The sequence below is a fragment of the Streptomyces solitudinis genome (assembly GCF_036323765.1).
Taxonomy (GTDB): Bacteria; Actinomycetota; Actinomycetes; order Streptomycetales; family Streptomycetaceae; genus Streptomyces.
Genome location: NZ_JAZDCW010000001.1, coordinates 435148 through 449581, shown reverse-complemented (window position 1 = coordinate 449581; position 14434 = coordinate 435148). Strand labels below are relative to the sequence as shown.

Genomic DNA, 14434 nt, shown 5'->3' with positions numbered 1-14434 from the left:
CGCGAGCCCGGCCCCGGCGCGTCCAGCCCCGGCCGGGGGCCCGCCCTGCGTGGCCCGCGCCACACGCAGGGGTCTGGTGTTCCGGTTACCGGCGAGTTAGCCTGCTCATCAGAGCGGTATCCCCGCTCAGGCGGTCTGGTGACGCAGCCGCCGAGAGTGTCAGTCGGTTCAGCGCACACCCGTGTTCCCGCGTTCCCGTACCCCGCGTACGGCAGTACGGCGCAGGCCCCGAGGACAGGGCCGCTCCGACCGGTTCCGCCACGCACGCCCGCACACCGCCATCCGCCGGTGTCCGCGCGGCCCCGCCCGTGGCGCTCCGCACCCTCGTATCCAGTCGTCACCCCTGGAGTCCCGTGATGGACCGTCCTTCCCTGAGCACAGTGGCCGTCGTCGGCCTCGGCACGATGGGCACCGGAATCGCCGAAGTCCTCGTCCGCGCCGGGCGCGAGGTCGTCGGCATCGACAGCAGCCAGGAGGCGGCCGGCCGGGCCGTCGCCGCGCTGGAGAAGGCCACCGCGCGCGCCGTGTCCCGCGAGAGGCTGACCGGACGGGAGCGCGGGGAGGCCCTCGCCCGCTTCCGCGCGTCCACCGACCTCCGGGACGCGGCCGGCGCCGGCCTGGTCATCGAGGTGGTGCCGGAGAGCTACCCGCTCAAGCACGAGGTCTTCCGCGCGCTGGACGGCATCGTGAAGCCGGGCGCGATCCTCGCCACGGGGACGAACGCGCTGTCGGTGACCCGGCTGGCCGCCGACTCCGCGCACCCCGAACGCGTCCTCGGGCTGCACTTCTTCAACCCGGCACCCGCGATGAAGCTGGTCGAGGTGGTCTCCTCGGTGCTCACCTCGCCCGAGGCCGTGGAGGCCGTCACCGCCCTCGCGCACGAGCTGGGCAAGGAGCCGATCAGGGTCGGGGACCGCCCCGGCTTCGTCGCCGACGGGCTGCTGTTCGGCTATCTCAACCAGGCCGCGGCGATGTACGAGTCGGCCTACGCCACCCGCGAGGACATCGACGCGGCCATGAAGCTGGGCTGCGGTCTGCCGATGGGCCCGCTCGAACTGCTGGACCTCATCGGCGTCGACACCGCCCGCACCGTGCTGGAGGCGATGTACGCCGAGTCCCACGACCGGCTGCACGCCCCGGCGCCCGTCCTCGGCCAGCTCGCCCGCGCGGGACTGACCGGCCGCAAGGCGGGGCGCGGCTTCTACACGTACGAGGCACCGGGCAGCGCCACCGTGGTGCCGGACGCGCTCACTCCCGGCGCGGACGCCGGACGCGGCACGCCCCGGCACGTCGGCCGGGTCGGGGTGGCGGGCTCGGGCACCATGGCCAGCGGCATCGCCGAGGTGTTCGCCAAGGCCGGGTACGACGTCGTGCTCGTCGCCCGCGGCCAGGAGAAGGCCGGGGCGGCGAAGGCCCGCATCGCCTCCTCGCTTGCCCGCTCGGTGAAGAAGGGCCGCATGAGCGCGGAGGACCGGGAGGCGGCGCTCGCCCGTGTCACCCCGGCCGGTTCGCTGGAGGCGATGGCGGAGGTGGACCTGGCCGTCGAGGCGGTCGCCGAGGACCTGACCGTCAAGCAGGAGCTGTTCGCCGCGCTGGACGGGGTCTGCAAGGACGGCGCCGTCCTGGCCACCACGACGTCCTCGCTGCCGGTGGTGGCGTGCGCCCGCGCGACCGGGCGCCCGCAGGACGTGGTCGGCATGCACTTCTTCAACCCCGCGCCCGCGATGAAGCTGGTCGAGGTCGTCCGCACCGTGCTGACCGGCGACGACGTGCACGCCACGGTGCGCGCGGTGTGCTCCCGCGTCCGCAAGCACCCGGTGGACTGCGGGGACCGGGCCGGGTTCATCGTCAACGCCCTGTTGTTCCCCTACCTCAACAACGCGGTGAAGATGGTGCAGGAGCACTACGCGACGCTGGACGACATCGACGCCGCGATGAAGCTGGGCGGCGGCTATCCGATGGGCCCCTTCGAGCTGCTGGACGTGGTGGGCCTGGACGTCTCCCTCGCCATCGAGCGGGTGCTCCACGAGGAGTTCCGCGAGCCGGGGCTGGCGCCCGCGCCGCTGCTGGAGCACCTGGTGGCCGCCGGCTGCCTGGGACGCAAATCGGGGCGGGGATTTCGCGAGTACGCCCGTCGGTGAGCGGTCCGACGGGGTGGGGCGGGCTGCTGGAACCGCCGCCGGGCGGCCCGCCTCCCCCGCCTGGGGGCCCGTGTAACGTTCCCCACATGCCGCAGCCTGCCAAGCCCGCCCGTGCGACCGCGCGGACGTCGACCCGCACGTCCGCGTCGTCCCAGCGCCTGAAACTGCGCCGGGAACTGGCCGCCGCCGCGATGGAGCTGTTCGCCACCCAGGGGTACGAGGAGACGACGGTCGACGAGATCGCCGCCGCCGCCGGTGTGGCCAGGCGCACCTTCTTCCGCCACTTCCGCTCCAAGGAGGAGGCGATCTTCCCCGACCACGACGACACCCTGGAGCGGGCCAGGGCCGTCCTGGAGGCGGCACCGGCGCACGAGAACCCGCTCGACACCGTGTGCCGCGGCATCAAGGAGGTCATGCGGATGTACGCGGCCTCCCCGCCGGTCAGCGTCGAACGCTACCGGCTGACCCGGCAGGTGCCCGCCCTGCGGGAGCGCGAGATCGCCTCCGTGGCCCGTTACGAGCGGCTGTTCACCCGCTACCTGCTGGGCCACTTCGACGAGGCCGCGCACCGGGACGGCGACGACGACCCGCTGCTGGCGGAGGTCGCGGCGTCCGCGGTGGTCACCGCCCACAACCACGTGCTGCGCCGCTGGCTGCGGGCCGGCGGCCAGGGCGACGTGGAGGCCCAGCTCGACCGCGCCTTCGCCATCGTGCGGCGCACGTTCGGCACGGGCTTCGGCGCCAGCCGGCCGGGCGCGGTGGGCGCGCCGCGCGGCGAGGCGGCCGTCGCTGCGGCCGAGGGCGACGTGCTCGTCACGGTGGCCCGTACCGACACCCCGCTGCCGCAGATCATGCGCACGATCGAACGGGCGCTGCGCCCGGGCTGACCCGCGCCGCGTCACCGTTCCGGCCCCGAACCGACCACCGACCGACCACGACCCCGGCCGCCCCGCGCGACCGGGGTCGGCGGCGTGCGGCGGTGCGGCGCGGGCCCGGTACGGATGACACAAATACATGGCACTCGGTGTCTTGCCGACTGGCACTGCGTGTCATACGGTGAGGCCAGTCCGGGCCGTGTCCCCACGGCGACACCCGTGAAGCCCGGCTGCCTGCGTCACCAGGCACTCCCGCACCACCGTGCGCGCACAGACACATCACCAGCCGAACCGACGGCACTGCCTCACCCCGACCCTCAGCGTCCCCGCAACACGCTCGCCGGAGGCATACCGTGACGAACCCGATCCTCGACGCGATCACCGCGCCCGACAGCACCGCCGACGACTTCGCCGCCCTCGCCGTGCCCGAGTCCTACCGCGCGGTCACCGTGCACAAGGACGAGGCCGACATGTTCCAGGGCCTCACCAGCCGGGAGAAGGACCCCCGCAAGTCCCTCCACGTGGAGGAGGTGCCGGTGCCGGAGCTGGGCCCGGGCGAGGCGCTGGTCGCCGTCATGGCCAGCTCCGTGAACTACAACTCGGTGTGGACCTCGATCTTCGAGCCGGTGTCGACCTTCAGCTTCCTGGAGCGCTACGGCAAGCTCTCACCGCTCACCAGGCGCCACGACCTGCCGTACCACGTCATCGGCTCGGACCTCGCGGGCGTCGTCCTGCGCACCGGCCCCGGCGTCAACGCCTGGCGGCCCGGCGACGAGGTCGTCGCGCACTGCCTGTCCGTCGAGCTGGAGTCCGCCGACGGGCACGACGACACGATGCTCGACCCGGAGCAGCGCATCTGGGGCTTCGAGACGAACTTCGGCGGCCTCGCCGAGATCGCCCTCGTCAAGTCCAACCAGCTCATGCCCAAGCCGAAGCACCTCAGCTGGGAGGAGGCCGCCTCCCCCGGGCTGGTGAACTCCACCGCCTACCGGCAGCTCGTCTCCCGCAACGGCGCCGGGATGAAGCAGGGTGACAACGTCCTCATCTGGGGCGCCAGCGGCGGTCTGGGCTCCTACGCCACCCAGTTCGCGCTGGCCGGCGGCGCCAACCCGGTCTGCGTCGTCTCCAGCGACCAGAAGGCCGACATCTGCCGCGCGATGGGCGCCGAGGCGATCATCGACCGCAACGCCGAGGGCTACCGGTTCTGGAAGGACGAGCACACCCAGGACTCCCGCGAGTGGAAGCGGTTCGGCAAGCGCATCCGCGAGCTGACCGGCGGCGAGGACGTGGACATCGTCTTCGAGCACCCCGGGCGCGAGACGTTCGGCGCCAGCGTCTACGTCACCCGCAAGGGCGGCACCATCGTCACCTGCGCCTCGACCTCCGGCTACACCCACGAGTACGACAACCGCTACCTGTGGATGAGCCTCAAGCGCATCGTCGGCTCGCACTTCGCCAACTACCGCGAGGCGTGGGAGGCCAACCGGCTCATCGCCAAGGGCAAGATCCACCCCACGCTCTCCAGGACGTACACCCTGGAGGACACCGGCCAGGCCGCCTACGACGTCCACCGCAACCTGCACCAGGGCAAGGTCGGCGTGCTGTGCCTGGCCCCCGAGGAGGGCATGGGCGTCAGCGACCCGGAGATGCGCGAGCAGCACGTCGACGCCATCAACCGCTTCCGCAACGTCTGAGGACGAAGGCCGCCATGACTGAGCGCCAGAACGCACGTCCGCGTCCGGAGCGGGACCGGCCCTGGCTGATGCGCACCTACGCCGGGCACTCCACCGCCGAGGCGTCCAACGAGCTGTACCGCCGCAACCTCGCCAAGGGCCAGACCGGACTGTCGGTCGCGTTCGACCTGCCGACGCAGACCGGATACGACCCGGACCACGTCCTGGCCCGCGGCGAGGTCGGCCGGGTGGGGGTGCCCGTCTCCCACCTGGGCGACATGCGGGTGCTGTTCCGCGACATCCCGCTGGAGCAGACGAACACCTCGATGACCATCAACGCCACGGCCATGTGGCTGCTGGCGCTCTACCAGGTGGTCGCCGAGGAACAGGGCGCCGACATCGGCCGGCTCCAGGGCACGACGCAGAACGACATCGTCAAGGAGTACCTCTCGCGCGGGACGCACGTCTTCCCGCCGGGGCCCTCGCTGCGGCTCACCACCGACATGATCGCCTACACGGTGGCGCACATCCCGAAGTGGAACCCGATCAACATCTGCAGCTACCACCTCCAGGAGGCCGGGGCCACGCCGGTCCAGGAGATCTCCTACGCGCTGTCCACCGCGATCGCCGTGCTCGACGCCGTGCGCGACTGCGGCCAGGTGCCGCCCGAACGCATGGGCGACGTCGTCGCGCGCATCTCCTTCTTCGTCAACGCGGGTGTGCGGTTCGTGGAGGAGATGTGCAAGATGCGGGCCTTCACCCGCCTCTGGGACGAGATCACCCGCGAGCGGTACGGCATCGAGGACCCCAGGCAGCGCCGGTTCCGCTACGGCGTGCAGGTCAACTCCCTGGGGCTGACCGAGGCGCAGCCGGAGAACAACGTCCAGCGCATCGTGCTGGAGATGCTGGCCGTCACCCTCTCGAAGGACGCCCGCGCCCGCGCGGTGCAGCTCCCCGCCTGGAACGAGGCCCTGGGGCTGCCCCGGCCCTGGGACCAGCAGTGGTCCCTGCGCATCCAGCAGGTGCTGGCGCTGGAGAGCGACCTGCTGGAGTACGACGACATCTTCGCCGGTTCGCACGTCGTCGAGGCCAAGGTGGACGCGCTGGCCGCCGAGTGCCGCACCGAGATGCGGCGCATCGAGGAGATGGGCGGCGCGATGGCGGCCGTCGAGTCCGGCTACCTCAAATCCCAGCTCGTCGCCTCGCACGCGGAGCGGCGGGCGCGGATCGAGGCGGGCGAGGAGAAGATCGTCGGCGTCAACTGCCACGAGTCCACCGAGCCCAGTCCGCTGACCGCCGACCTGGACACCGCCATCATGACCGTCGACCCGGCCAACGAGGACCGCGTCGTGCGGGCGCTGGACGCCTGGCGGGACCGGCGCGACGAGACGCGCGTCCAGGAGGCGCTGGCGGCGCTCAAGAAGACGGCGGCGGGCGAGACCAACCTCATGCCCGCCACGGTGGAGTGCGCCAGGGCCGGGGTCACCACCGGCGAGTGGGCGTGGGCCCTGCGGGACGTCTTCGGCGAGTTCCGGGCGCCCACCGGGGTGAGTTCGGCGCCCGTCGCCGTGGCGGCCGGGCAGGGCGGCGCGCTCGCCTCGGTCCGCCGCCGGGTGGCCCGCACCGCAGAGGAGCTGGGCAGCGCCCGGCTGCGGCTGCTGGTGGGCAAGCCGGGCCTGGACGGGCACTCCAACGGCGCCGAGCAGATCGCCGTGCGGGCCAGGGACGCCGGGTTCGAGGTGGTCTACCAGGGCATCAGGCTCACCCCCGAGCAGATCGTCTCGGCGGCCGTCGCCGAGGACGTGCACTGCGTGGGCCTGTCCATCCTCTCCGGCTCGCACGCCGAGCTGGTGCCCGACGTGCTCGCCCGGCTGCGCCGCGCGGGCGCGCGGGACGTGCCCGTCATCGTCGGCGGCATCATCCCCGCCGCGGACGCCGAGGCGCTGCGCGCCGCCGGCGTGGCCGCGGTCTTCACGCCGAAGGACTTCGGCATCACGCAGATCATCGGCCGTATCGTCGACGAGATCCGCACCGCGAACCAGCTCGACCCCCTGGAGGTCCCCGCATGAGCACCCCCGTCAACCGCCTGCGCCCGCGCCGTTCCTGCCTCGCGGTCCCCGGCAGCAACCCGCGCTTCCTGGAGAAGGCGCAGGGTCTCCCGGCTGACCAGGTGTTCCTGGACCTGGAGGACGCCTGCGCCCCGCTCGCCAAGGAGGGCGCGCGGCACACCATCGTGGACGCTCTGAACAACGGGGACTGGACCGGCAAGACCCGCGTCGTGCGCGTCAACGACTGGACGACCCACTGGACCTACCGCGACGTGGTGACGGTCGTGGAGGGCGCGGGCCCGAACCTGGACTGCGTCATGCTGCCCAAGGTGCAGGACGCCACCCAGGTCAAGGCGCTGGACCTGCTGCTGACCCAGATCGAGAAGACGATGGGCTTCGAGGTGGGCCGCATCGGCATCGAGGCGCAGATCGAGAACGCGGCGGGCCTGGTGAACGTCGACGACATCGCCGCCGCCTCGCCGCGCCTGGAGACCATCATCTTCGGCCCGGCCGACTTCATGGCCTCCATCAACATGAAGTCGCTGGTGGTCGGCGAGCAGCCACCCGGCTACCCGGCGGACGCCTACCACTACATCCTCATGCGCATCCTGATGGCCGCGCGCCACCACGACCTCCAGGCCATCGACGGCCCCTACCTCCAGATCAGACACGTCGAGGGGTACCGGGAGGTCGCCGGCCGCGCGGCCGCACTCGGCTTCGACGGCAAGTGGGTGCTGCACCCGGGTCAGGTGGACGCCGCCAACGAGGTGTTCTCGCCCTCGCAGGAGGACTACGACCACGCCGAGCTGATCCTGGACGCCTACGCCTACCACACCTCGGAGGCGGGCGGCGCGAAGGGCTCGGCGATGCTCGGCGACGAGATGATCGACGAGGCCAGCCGCAAGATGGCGCTCGTCGTCGCGGGCAAGGGCCGCGCCGCCGGCATGTCCCGTACCAGCACGTTCGAGGCACCGGAGGCGTAAGCGATGCAGTTCGGCCGCACGTACGAGGAGTTCGAGGTCGGTGCCGTCTACAAGCACTGGCCGGGCAAGACGGTGACGGAGTACGACGACCACCTGTTCTGCCTGCTCACGATGAACCACCACCCGCTCCACCTGGACGCGCACTACGCGCGGGAGACGACCGACTTCGGCCGGAACGTCGTGGTGGGCAACTACGTCTACTCGCTGCTGCTGGGCATGTCGGTGCCCGACGTCTCGGGGAAGGCCATCGCCAACCTGGAGATCGAGTCGCTGCGGCACGTGGCTCCGACCTTCCACGGCGACACCCTCTACGGCGAGACGACCGTGCTGGACAAGACGCCGTCGAGATCCAGGTCCGACCGGGGCGTCGTCCACGTCGAGACCAGGGGCCACAAGCAGGACGGCACGCTCGTGTGCGTCTTCCGGCGCAAGGTGCTGGTGCCCACCGAGGCGTACGTCACCGCGCGCGGCGGCGAGCAGCCCGGACGGCCGCAGCCCGCGACGAGCCCGAAGGGGGCGAAGTGACATGGGACGTCTCGCGCAGACCGAGGGCCTGACGGACATCCAGCGGGAGATCGTCTCCACCGTCCGGGCGTTCGTCGACAAGGAGATCATCCCGGTCGCCACCGAACTGGAGCACAAGGACGAGTACCCCACCGAGATCGTCGAGGGTCTGCGGGAGCTGGGCCTCTTCGGCCTGATGATCCCCGAGGAGTACGGCGGCCTCGGGGAGTCGCTGCTCACCTACGCCCTCTGCGTGGAGGAGATCGCCCGTGGCTGGATGAGCGTCTCGGGCATCATCAACACGCACTTCATCGTGGCCTACATGCTCAAGCAGCACGGCACGCAGGAGCAGCGGGACCACTTCCTGCCGCGCATGGCGGCCGGTGAGGTCCGCGGCGCGTTCTCCATGTCGGAGCCCGCGCTCGGCTCGGACGTCTCCGCCATCACCTCCAAGGGGGTGCGCGACGGCGACGGCTTCCTGCTGACGGGGCAGAAGATGTGGCTCACGAACGGCGGTTCCTCCTCGCTGGTGGCGGTGCTGTGCCGCACCGACGAGGGCCACGCCGAGGGCACCGCGCCGCACAAGTCGATGACGACGTTCCTGGTGGAGAAGGAGCCCGGGTTCGGGCAGGTCAAGCCGGGACTCACCATTCCCGGCAAAATCGACAAGATGGGCTACAAGGGCGTCGACACGACCGAACTCATCATGGACGGCCTGCGGGTCCCCGGGGACCGGGTGCTCGGCGGGCGGACCGGGCGCGGCTTCTACCAGATGATGGACGGCGTGGAGGTCGGCCGCGTCAACGTCGCCGCCCGCGGCTGCGGAGTCGCCCAGCGCGCCTTCGAGTTGGGCGTCGGCTACGCCCAGCAGCGGCACACCTTCGGCAAGCCGATCGCCCAGCACCAGGCGATCCAGTTCAAACTGGCCGAAATGGCCACCAAGGTGGAGGCCGCGCACGCCCTGATGGTCGGCGCCGCCCGCAAGAAGGACTCGGGGCAGCGCAACGACCTGGAGGCGGGCATGGCCAAGTACCTCGCCTCGGAGTACTGCAAGGAGGTCGTGGAGGACTCCTTCCGCATCCACGGCGGTTACGGGTTCTCCAAGGAGTACGAGATCGAGCGCCTCTACCGGGAGGCGCCGATGCTGCTGATCGGTGAAGGAACGGCGGAGATCCAGCGGATGATCATCGGACGCCGCCTGCTGGAGGAGTACCGCCTGCCGGGCTGATCCACCGGGCGTTTCGTCCGGGTTGGGGGTGTGTTCTCCGAGAGGAAGAACACACCCCCGACGCGCCCTCAGAGCCCCGGCGGCGCCGCTGGCTTTCCCAGTCGCTCGTCCGAGCCGATACCATGGTGGGTAAAAGCCGTGGTCCACCGTATCTGCGCGGCACCCTCCGCTCCGAAGGTCTTCCATGCCCCACCCTTCCCATTCCGAAGCCACGAAGATGCCGCGCGTCCGTCTGGCACGCGGGGCCTCACCCTGGCTCCTCCCGACGGTGGCCACCGCCGCCGTCAGCCTGGTCCGGGCACGCCGCCCGGGGAAGGCGCGGGCGATCGCCGTGCCGGCCACCGCGCTCGCCGCCGGCATGCTGTGGTTCTTCCGGGACCCGGAGCGGGAGATCGCCCAGGGCCGGATCATCTCCCCGGCCGACGGGGTGGTGCAGTCCATCATGCCCTGGGGCGACGGCAGGACGCGCGTGGCGATCTTCATGAGCCCGCTGAACGTCCACGTCAACCGCGCGCCGCTGGCCGGGACGGTCAGCTCCATCGAGCACGTCCCCGGCGGCTTCGTCCCGGCTTTCAACAAGGAGAGCGAGCACAACGAGCGGGTCGTCTGGCACTTCGACACCGAGCTGGGTGACATCGAGATGGTGCAGATCGCCGGCACCGTGGCACGGCGCATCGTGCCCTACCTCCCCCAGGGCGCCAAGGTCGAGCAGGGCGAGCGGATCGGTCTGATCCGCTTCGGTTCCCGGGTCGACGTCTACCTGCCCGAGGGGGTTGAGGCCGCCGTCGAGGTCGGCCAGACGACAACCGCGGGGGTGACACGCCTTGACCGTGACTGACTCCGACCGATCCCGGCCCGCCGCAGGGTGGAGCCTGGAGGACGACGCCGACGACGAGATGCCGCTGTCCACGCGGCTGTCGATCGCCGACGCCCTGACGCTGGGCAACGCGACCTGCGGATTCATGGCGGTGTACTTCACCACCACCGGCGTCCTGATCCCGCACCTCACCGGTGAGGGGGACGGCGGCATGGCCCGGCACAGCGCCGCGACCGCCGTCATGCTCATGCTGCTCGCCTCGATCTTCGACCTGTTCGACGGCATCGTGGCGCGCAAGCTGCGCAGCTCGGCGATGGGCGCGGAGCTGGACAACCTCTCCGACCTCATCAGCTTCGGACTGGCGCCCGCCTACTTCGTGCTGGTGTGGGGCATGGTCGCCAACGACGCCCACCAGCACGTGGGAGCGCTGGCCGCGATCGTGGTCCTGCTCGCCGTGGTGCTGCGGCTGGCCAGGTTCTCCTGCGTCACCCTGCGCGACGGCATCTTCCAGGGCATGCCGAGCCCCTTCGGGGCCCTGACGGTCGTGTCCATCGTGCTCCTGGAGCTGCCCTTCGTCCCGACGCTGCTGGCGATCGTCGGCACGGCGTGGCTGATGGTGAGCCGGGTGGAGTACCCCAAGCCGCGCGGCCTGCTGGCCATCGCCATGCTCGGCTGGATCGTCGTGGCCATGGGCATGCTGGCGGCCTGGGCCCTGGGCACGCCGGGCGGCGAGCTGCTGCTCCAGACCGGCTGTGCGCTCCAGCTCGTGCTGGGCGCGGTGATCCCGCTGTTCGCCACGGCCCGGCGGGTGAACACCATCCGGGTGGGCCGGCGGGAGGCCCGCGCCGCCGCGCAGAGCTGACGCTTCCCCTCGGACGCCGGACGGGCCCTCTGCCCGTCCGGCGTCCGTCGTCTCCGGCCCCGTCCCCGTCCCCGTCCCCGGGACAGCCCCGCTTCCCCCGGTCGCGTCCGGGGGCGCTCAGGGCGCCGTCAGAGCCGGTCCGCCGCCAGGCGTCCGGCGATCCGCTCCAGCAGCGGCCCGGCCTCCGCGATGCACCGTGCCGTGTCCGGCTCGATCGACGTCAGCGGGTACACCGCCTCGATGCCCGCGGCGCGCACGGCGGCCTCGTCGATCGCCAGGCGCCCGCACACGGCCACCACCGGGACGCCCGCCGCCCGGCACGCCGCCGCCACACCCGCGGGCGCCTTGCCGTGCAGCGTCTGGGCGTCCATGGACCCCTCGCCGGTGATCACCAGGTCCGCGCGCTCCAGCGCCGGGGCGAAGCCCAGCACGTCGAGCAGGACCTCGATGCCCGGCCGGAACGCGGCGCGCAGCCCCACCAGGGCGCCGTAGCCGACGCCGCCGGCCGCGCCTGCGCCGGGCCGCAGCGCGCACTCGGCGGCCCGCGGCCCCACGGACTCCTCCAGCACCCGGGCGTAGTGCGCGAGCGCCGCGTCCAGGGCCTCGACGTCGCCCTGCGAGGCGCCCTTCTGCGGGCCGTACACGGCCGCGGCCCCCTTCGGGCCGGTGAGGGGGTTGTCGACGTCGCTGGCGAGGACGATCTCGACCCCGGCGAGCCGGGGGTCCAGGCGGCTGAGGTCGGCGTGCGCCAGTTCGCGCAGCGGCCCGCCGCCGGGCGGGAGCGGGGCTCCCCGCGCGTCGAGGAAGCGCGCCCCGAGGGCCTGGAGCATCCCGGCGCCGCCGTCCGTCGTGGCGGAGCCGCCGACGCCGAGCACGACCGTCGTCGCTCCGGCACCGATCGCCGCGAGGAGCAGTTCCCCGGTGCCGCGGGTGGTGGCCGCCAGGGGGGCGAAGACGCCCTCGGGCAGCCGTTGCAGCCCGGACGCCTCGGCCATCTCCACGACGGCCGTGCCCTCGCGCAGCGCGTACGCGGCCGTCACCGGGGAGCCCAGCGGTCCGGTGACGGTGGCCTCGTGGCGCGTGAAGCCGCCCGCCACGGCCGCGGCGACCGTGCCGTCGCCGCCGTCCGCGACCGGCAGCGCCTCGACCTCCAGGTGCGGGCGGGCCCGGCGGAGCCCGGCACTCACGTGCCGGGCGACCTCGACGGCCGTGAGCGAGCCCTTGAACTTGTCCGCGGCGATCAGCACGCGCCCTGTATGCGTCATACGGTCCGGTCCCTTGCTGTCGAACGGGCAGTCGCGCCGGTGGTGACCCTATCCGGCCACCGGCGGACCGGGCCATCCCCATCCCCGCCTGTCCGCGTCCGACACCGCCCCGCCGTCGGCCGTCCCGGCCGTCCGGTGGTGGAGGCGCCCGGCGCGCCGCACGGACAAAAACCCCAGAGGATTCCATAGTGGGGCAGCATGAGCCCGGTCTCGACCTCCTCCTCGGCGTCCTCGGCGTCTCCGCCGCCCCCTGAGTCCACCGAAGGCGGGCCGTCCCGCCAGGACCCGGCACCGGACCTGACCGTCGTGGCCATCGGCGTCGTCGCCGTGCTCGTCGTCGTGGCCTGGGCCGCGCTCGGCCGGGACTCGTTCTCCTCGGCCACCACCAACGCGCTCGCCTGGGTGCTGCGGAACTTCAGCTGGCTGTTCATGATCGGCGCCAACATCTTCCTGGTGCTGTGCGTCTACATCGCCCTCAGCCGCTTCGGCCGCATCCGGCTGGGCCGGGACGGCGACGAACCGGAGTTCAACAACCTGGCGTGGATCGCCATGATGTTCAGCGCGGGCATGGGCATCGGCCTGATGTTCTACGGCGTCGGCGAGCCGCTCACCCACTACCTGGACCCGCCGCCGTTCGCCGGTGTCGAGCCGCGCAGCGACGGCGCGCAGCGGGTCGCGCTGGAGCACTCCTTCTTCCACTGGGCGCTGCACCCGTGGGCGATCTACGGCATCACCGGTCTCGGGCTCGCCTACGCCACGTTCCGCAAGGGCCGGGGCAACCAGGTCAGCTCGGTTTTCGTGCCCCTGCTCGGCGCCCGCAACGCCACGGGCTGGCCGGGGCGGCTGATCGACCTGCTCGCGGTGTTCGCCACCGTCTTCGGCACGGCGACCAGCCTGGGGCTGGGGGCCATCCAGGTGGCCAAGGGCCTCAACCTGACGGCCGGCATCGCCGAGACGGAGTACCTGGAGCTGCTGGTCATCGCGGTGCTGGGGGCGGCCTTCGTCGTCTCCGCCTTCACCGGGCTGCACAAGGGCGTCAAGTGGCTGAGCAGCATCAACATCGTCCTGGCCGGCACCCTGATGGTGTTCATCTTCCTGGTCGGCCCCACCGTCTACATCCTCAACGCGATCCCCGCGGGCGTCGGCACCTACCTCCAGGAACTGCTGGTCATGTCATCGCGCACCGGCGCGTTCGGCAACGACTCCTGGCTCGGGGCGTGGACGGTCTTCTACTGGGCGTGGTGGATGTCCTGGGCCCCGTTCGTCGGCACGTTCCTCGCACGCATCTCGCACGGCCGCACGGTGCGGGAGTTCCTGGTCGGCGTGCTGCTGGTGCCCGCGGGGGCCAGCATCGCCTGGTTCTCCGTGATGGGCGGCAGCGCGATGCGGATGGACTCCACCGGGCAGGCGGACCTGTCGGCGCCGCTGGACGACGGGGTGGAGGCGTCGCTGTTCTCACTGCTGGAGGCCCTGCCGCTGGGCACGCTCACCTCCGTCGTCGCCATGCTGCTGGTGATGACGTACTTCATCACCAGCGCCGACTCCGCCTCCCTGGTGATGGGCTCGCTCTCCAGCCGGGGTGCCCTGCACCCCAGGAGCTGGCTGGTGGTCACCTGGGGTGTGCTGATGTCCTCGGTGGCGGCCGTGCTGCTGCTGGCGGGCGGCCTGGACGCGCTGAAGTCGGGCACGATCCTGGTGGCGCTGCCGTTCGTCGTCGTGCTGCTGGCGATGTGCTGGGCGCTGCTGCGGGAGCTGCGCGACGACCCGGGCGCCGGGCCGGGGCGGCACCAGGCACTGCACGGGCTGCGCGACGCGCTGCGGATCATGGTGGGTGAGGCGGTCAGCGAGCAGACCACCCGGCACCCGCGGCTGCGGCGGACCGCGAAGACTGCGGCCCGGGGGCCCGGAGACGGCGAGCAGCCGGGCGGGAGCACGGCCGAGCGGGGCGGGTCCGCTCCCGGGCGGGGCGAGGACGGCCCCGGGCCGGGCGAGCCGGGGCCGGACCGGCCGCGCTGATCTGGTGCCCGGTGCCCAGGGG

11 protein-coding genes are annotated in these 14434 nt (G+C 72.2%); 10 read left to right on the top strand and 1 reads right to left on the bottom strand.

Going from position 1 to position 14434, the window contains the following annotated elements; translation table 11 throughout:
- Positions 1-356: 356 nt before the first annotated feature.
- The 9 genes from V1J52_RS01760 to pssA all read left to right on the top strand — a co-directional run bounded on the left by V1J52_RS01760 (position 357) and on the right by pssA (position 11131).
- Positions 357-2141 carry a 3-hydroxyacyl-CoA dehydrogenase family protein gene (locus V1J52_RS01760; RefSeq protein WP_330137715.1) on the top strand — a complete coding sequence of 595 codons (1785 nt, stop codon included), beginning with the start codon at positions 357-359 and terminating at the stop codon, positions 2139-2141.
- An 86-nt stretch (positions 2142-2227) separates the two neighbouring features.
- Entirely contained in the window at positions 2228-3028 is an 801-nt protein-coding gene (locus V1J52_RS01755) for a TetR family transcriptional regulator (RefSeq protein WP_330137714.1), read from the top strand.
- A 341-nt stretch (positions 3029-3369) separates the two neighbouring features.
- Positions 3370-4710, top strand: coding sequence for a crotonyl-CoA carboxylase/reductase (gene ccrA, locus V1J52_RS01750; protein ID WP_330137713.1), 1341 nt, complete (start codon positions 3370-3372; stop codon positions 4708-4710).
- A gap of 14 nt (positions 4711-4724) precedes the next feature.
- The gene (locus V1J52_RS01745) at positions 4725-6758 is read left to right on the top strand and encodes an ethylmalonyl-CoA mutase (protein WP_330137712.1); all 2034 of its coding nucleotides are present in this window, start codon (positions 4725-4727) and stop codon (positions 6756-6758) included.
- Positions 6755-7720, top strand: a complete 966-nt coding sequence (locus V1J52_RS01740) for an HpcH/HpaI aldolase/citrate lyase family protein (protein WP_330137711.1) — start codon at positions 6755-6757, stop codon at positions 7718-7720. Before V1J52_RS01745 ends, V1J52_RS01740 begins: the two co-directional genes overlap by 4 nt.
- Positions 7721-7723: 3 nt before the next feature.
- The gene (locus V1J52_RS01735; RefSeq protein WP_330137710.1) at positions 7724-8245 is read left to right on the top strand and encodes a MaoC family dehydratase; all 522 of its coding nucleotides are present in this window, start codon (positions 7724-7726) and stop codon (positions 8243-8245) included.
- Between the two features lies 1 nt (position 8246).
- Positions 8247-9452: an acyl-CoA dehydrogenase family protein gene (locus tag V1J52_RS01730; protein ID WP_330137709.1), complete on the top strand. Its 1206-nt coding sequence runs from the start codon at positions 8247-8249 to the stop codon at positions 9450-9452.
- Between the two features lie 184 nt (positions 9453-9636).
- Positions 9637-10290 (top strand): phosphatidylserine decarboxylase, encoded by a 654-nt coding sequence (locus V1J52_RS01725; RefSeq protein WP_330137708.1) that lies wholly within the window; start codon positions 9637-9639, stop codon positions 10288-10290.
- Positions 10291-10348: 58 nt separating this feature from the next.
- On the top strand, positions 10349-11131 hold the full coding sequence (gene pssA, locus V1J52_RS01720; protein WP_330138095.1) for a CDP-diacylglycerol--serine O-phosphatidyltransferase: 783 nt from the start codon (positions 10349-10351) through the stop codon (positions 11129-11131).
- A gap of 128 nt (positions 11132-11259) precedes the next feature.
- On the opposite strand, the gene V1J52_RS01715 is transcribed toward pssA, so the two are convergent.
- The gene (locus V1J52_RS01715; protein ID WP_330137707.1) at positions 11260-12396 is read right to left on the bottom strand and encodes a glycerate kinase; all 1137 of its coding nucleotides are present in this window, start codon (positions 12394-12396) and stop codon (positions 11260-11262) included.
- 198 nt (positions 12397-12594) lie between these two features.
- Between V1J52_RS01715 and V1J52_RS01710 the strand changes: the two genes are divergently transcribed.
- Positions 12595-14412: a BCCT family transporter gene (locus V1J52_RS01710; protein ID WP_330137706.1), complete on the top strand. Its 1818-nt coding sequence runs from the start codon at positions 12595-12597 to the stop codon at positions 14410-14412.
- The last annotated feature ends 22 nt before the right edge of the window (positions 14413-14434 follow it).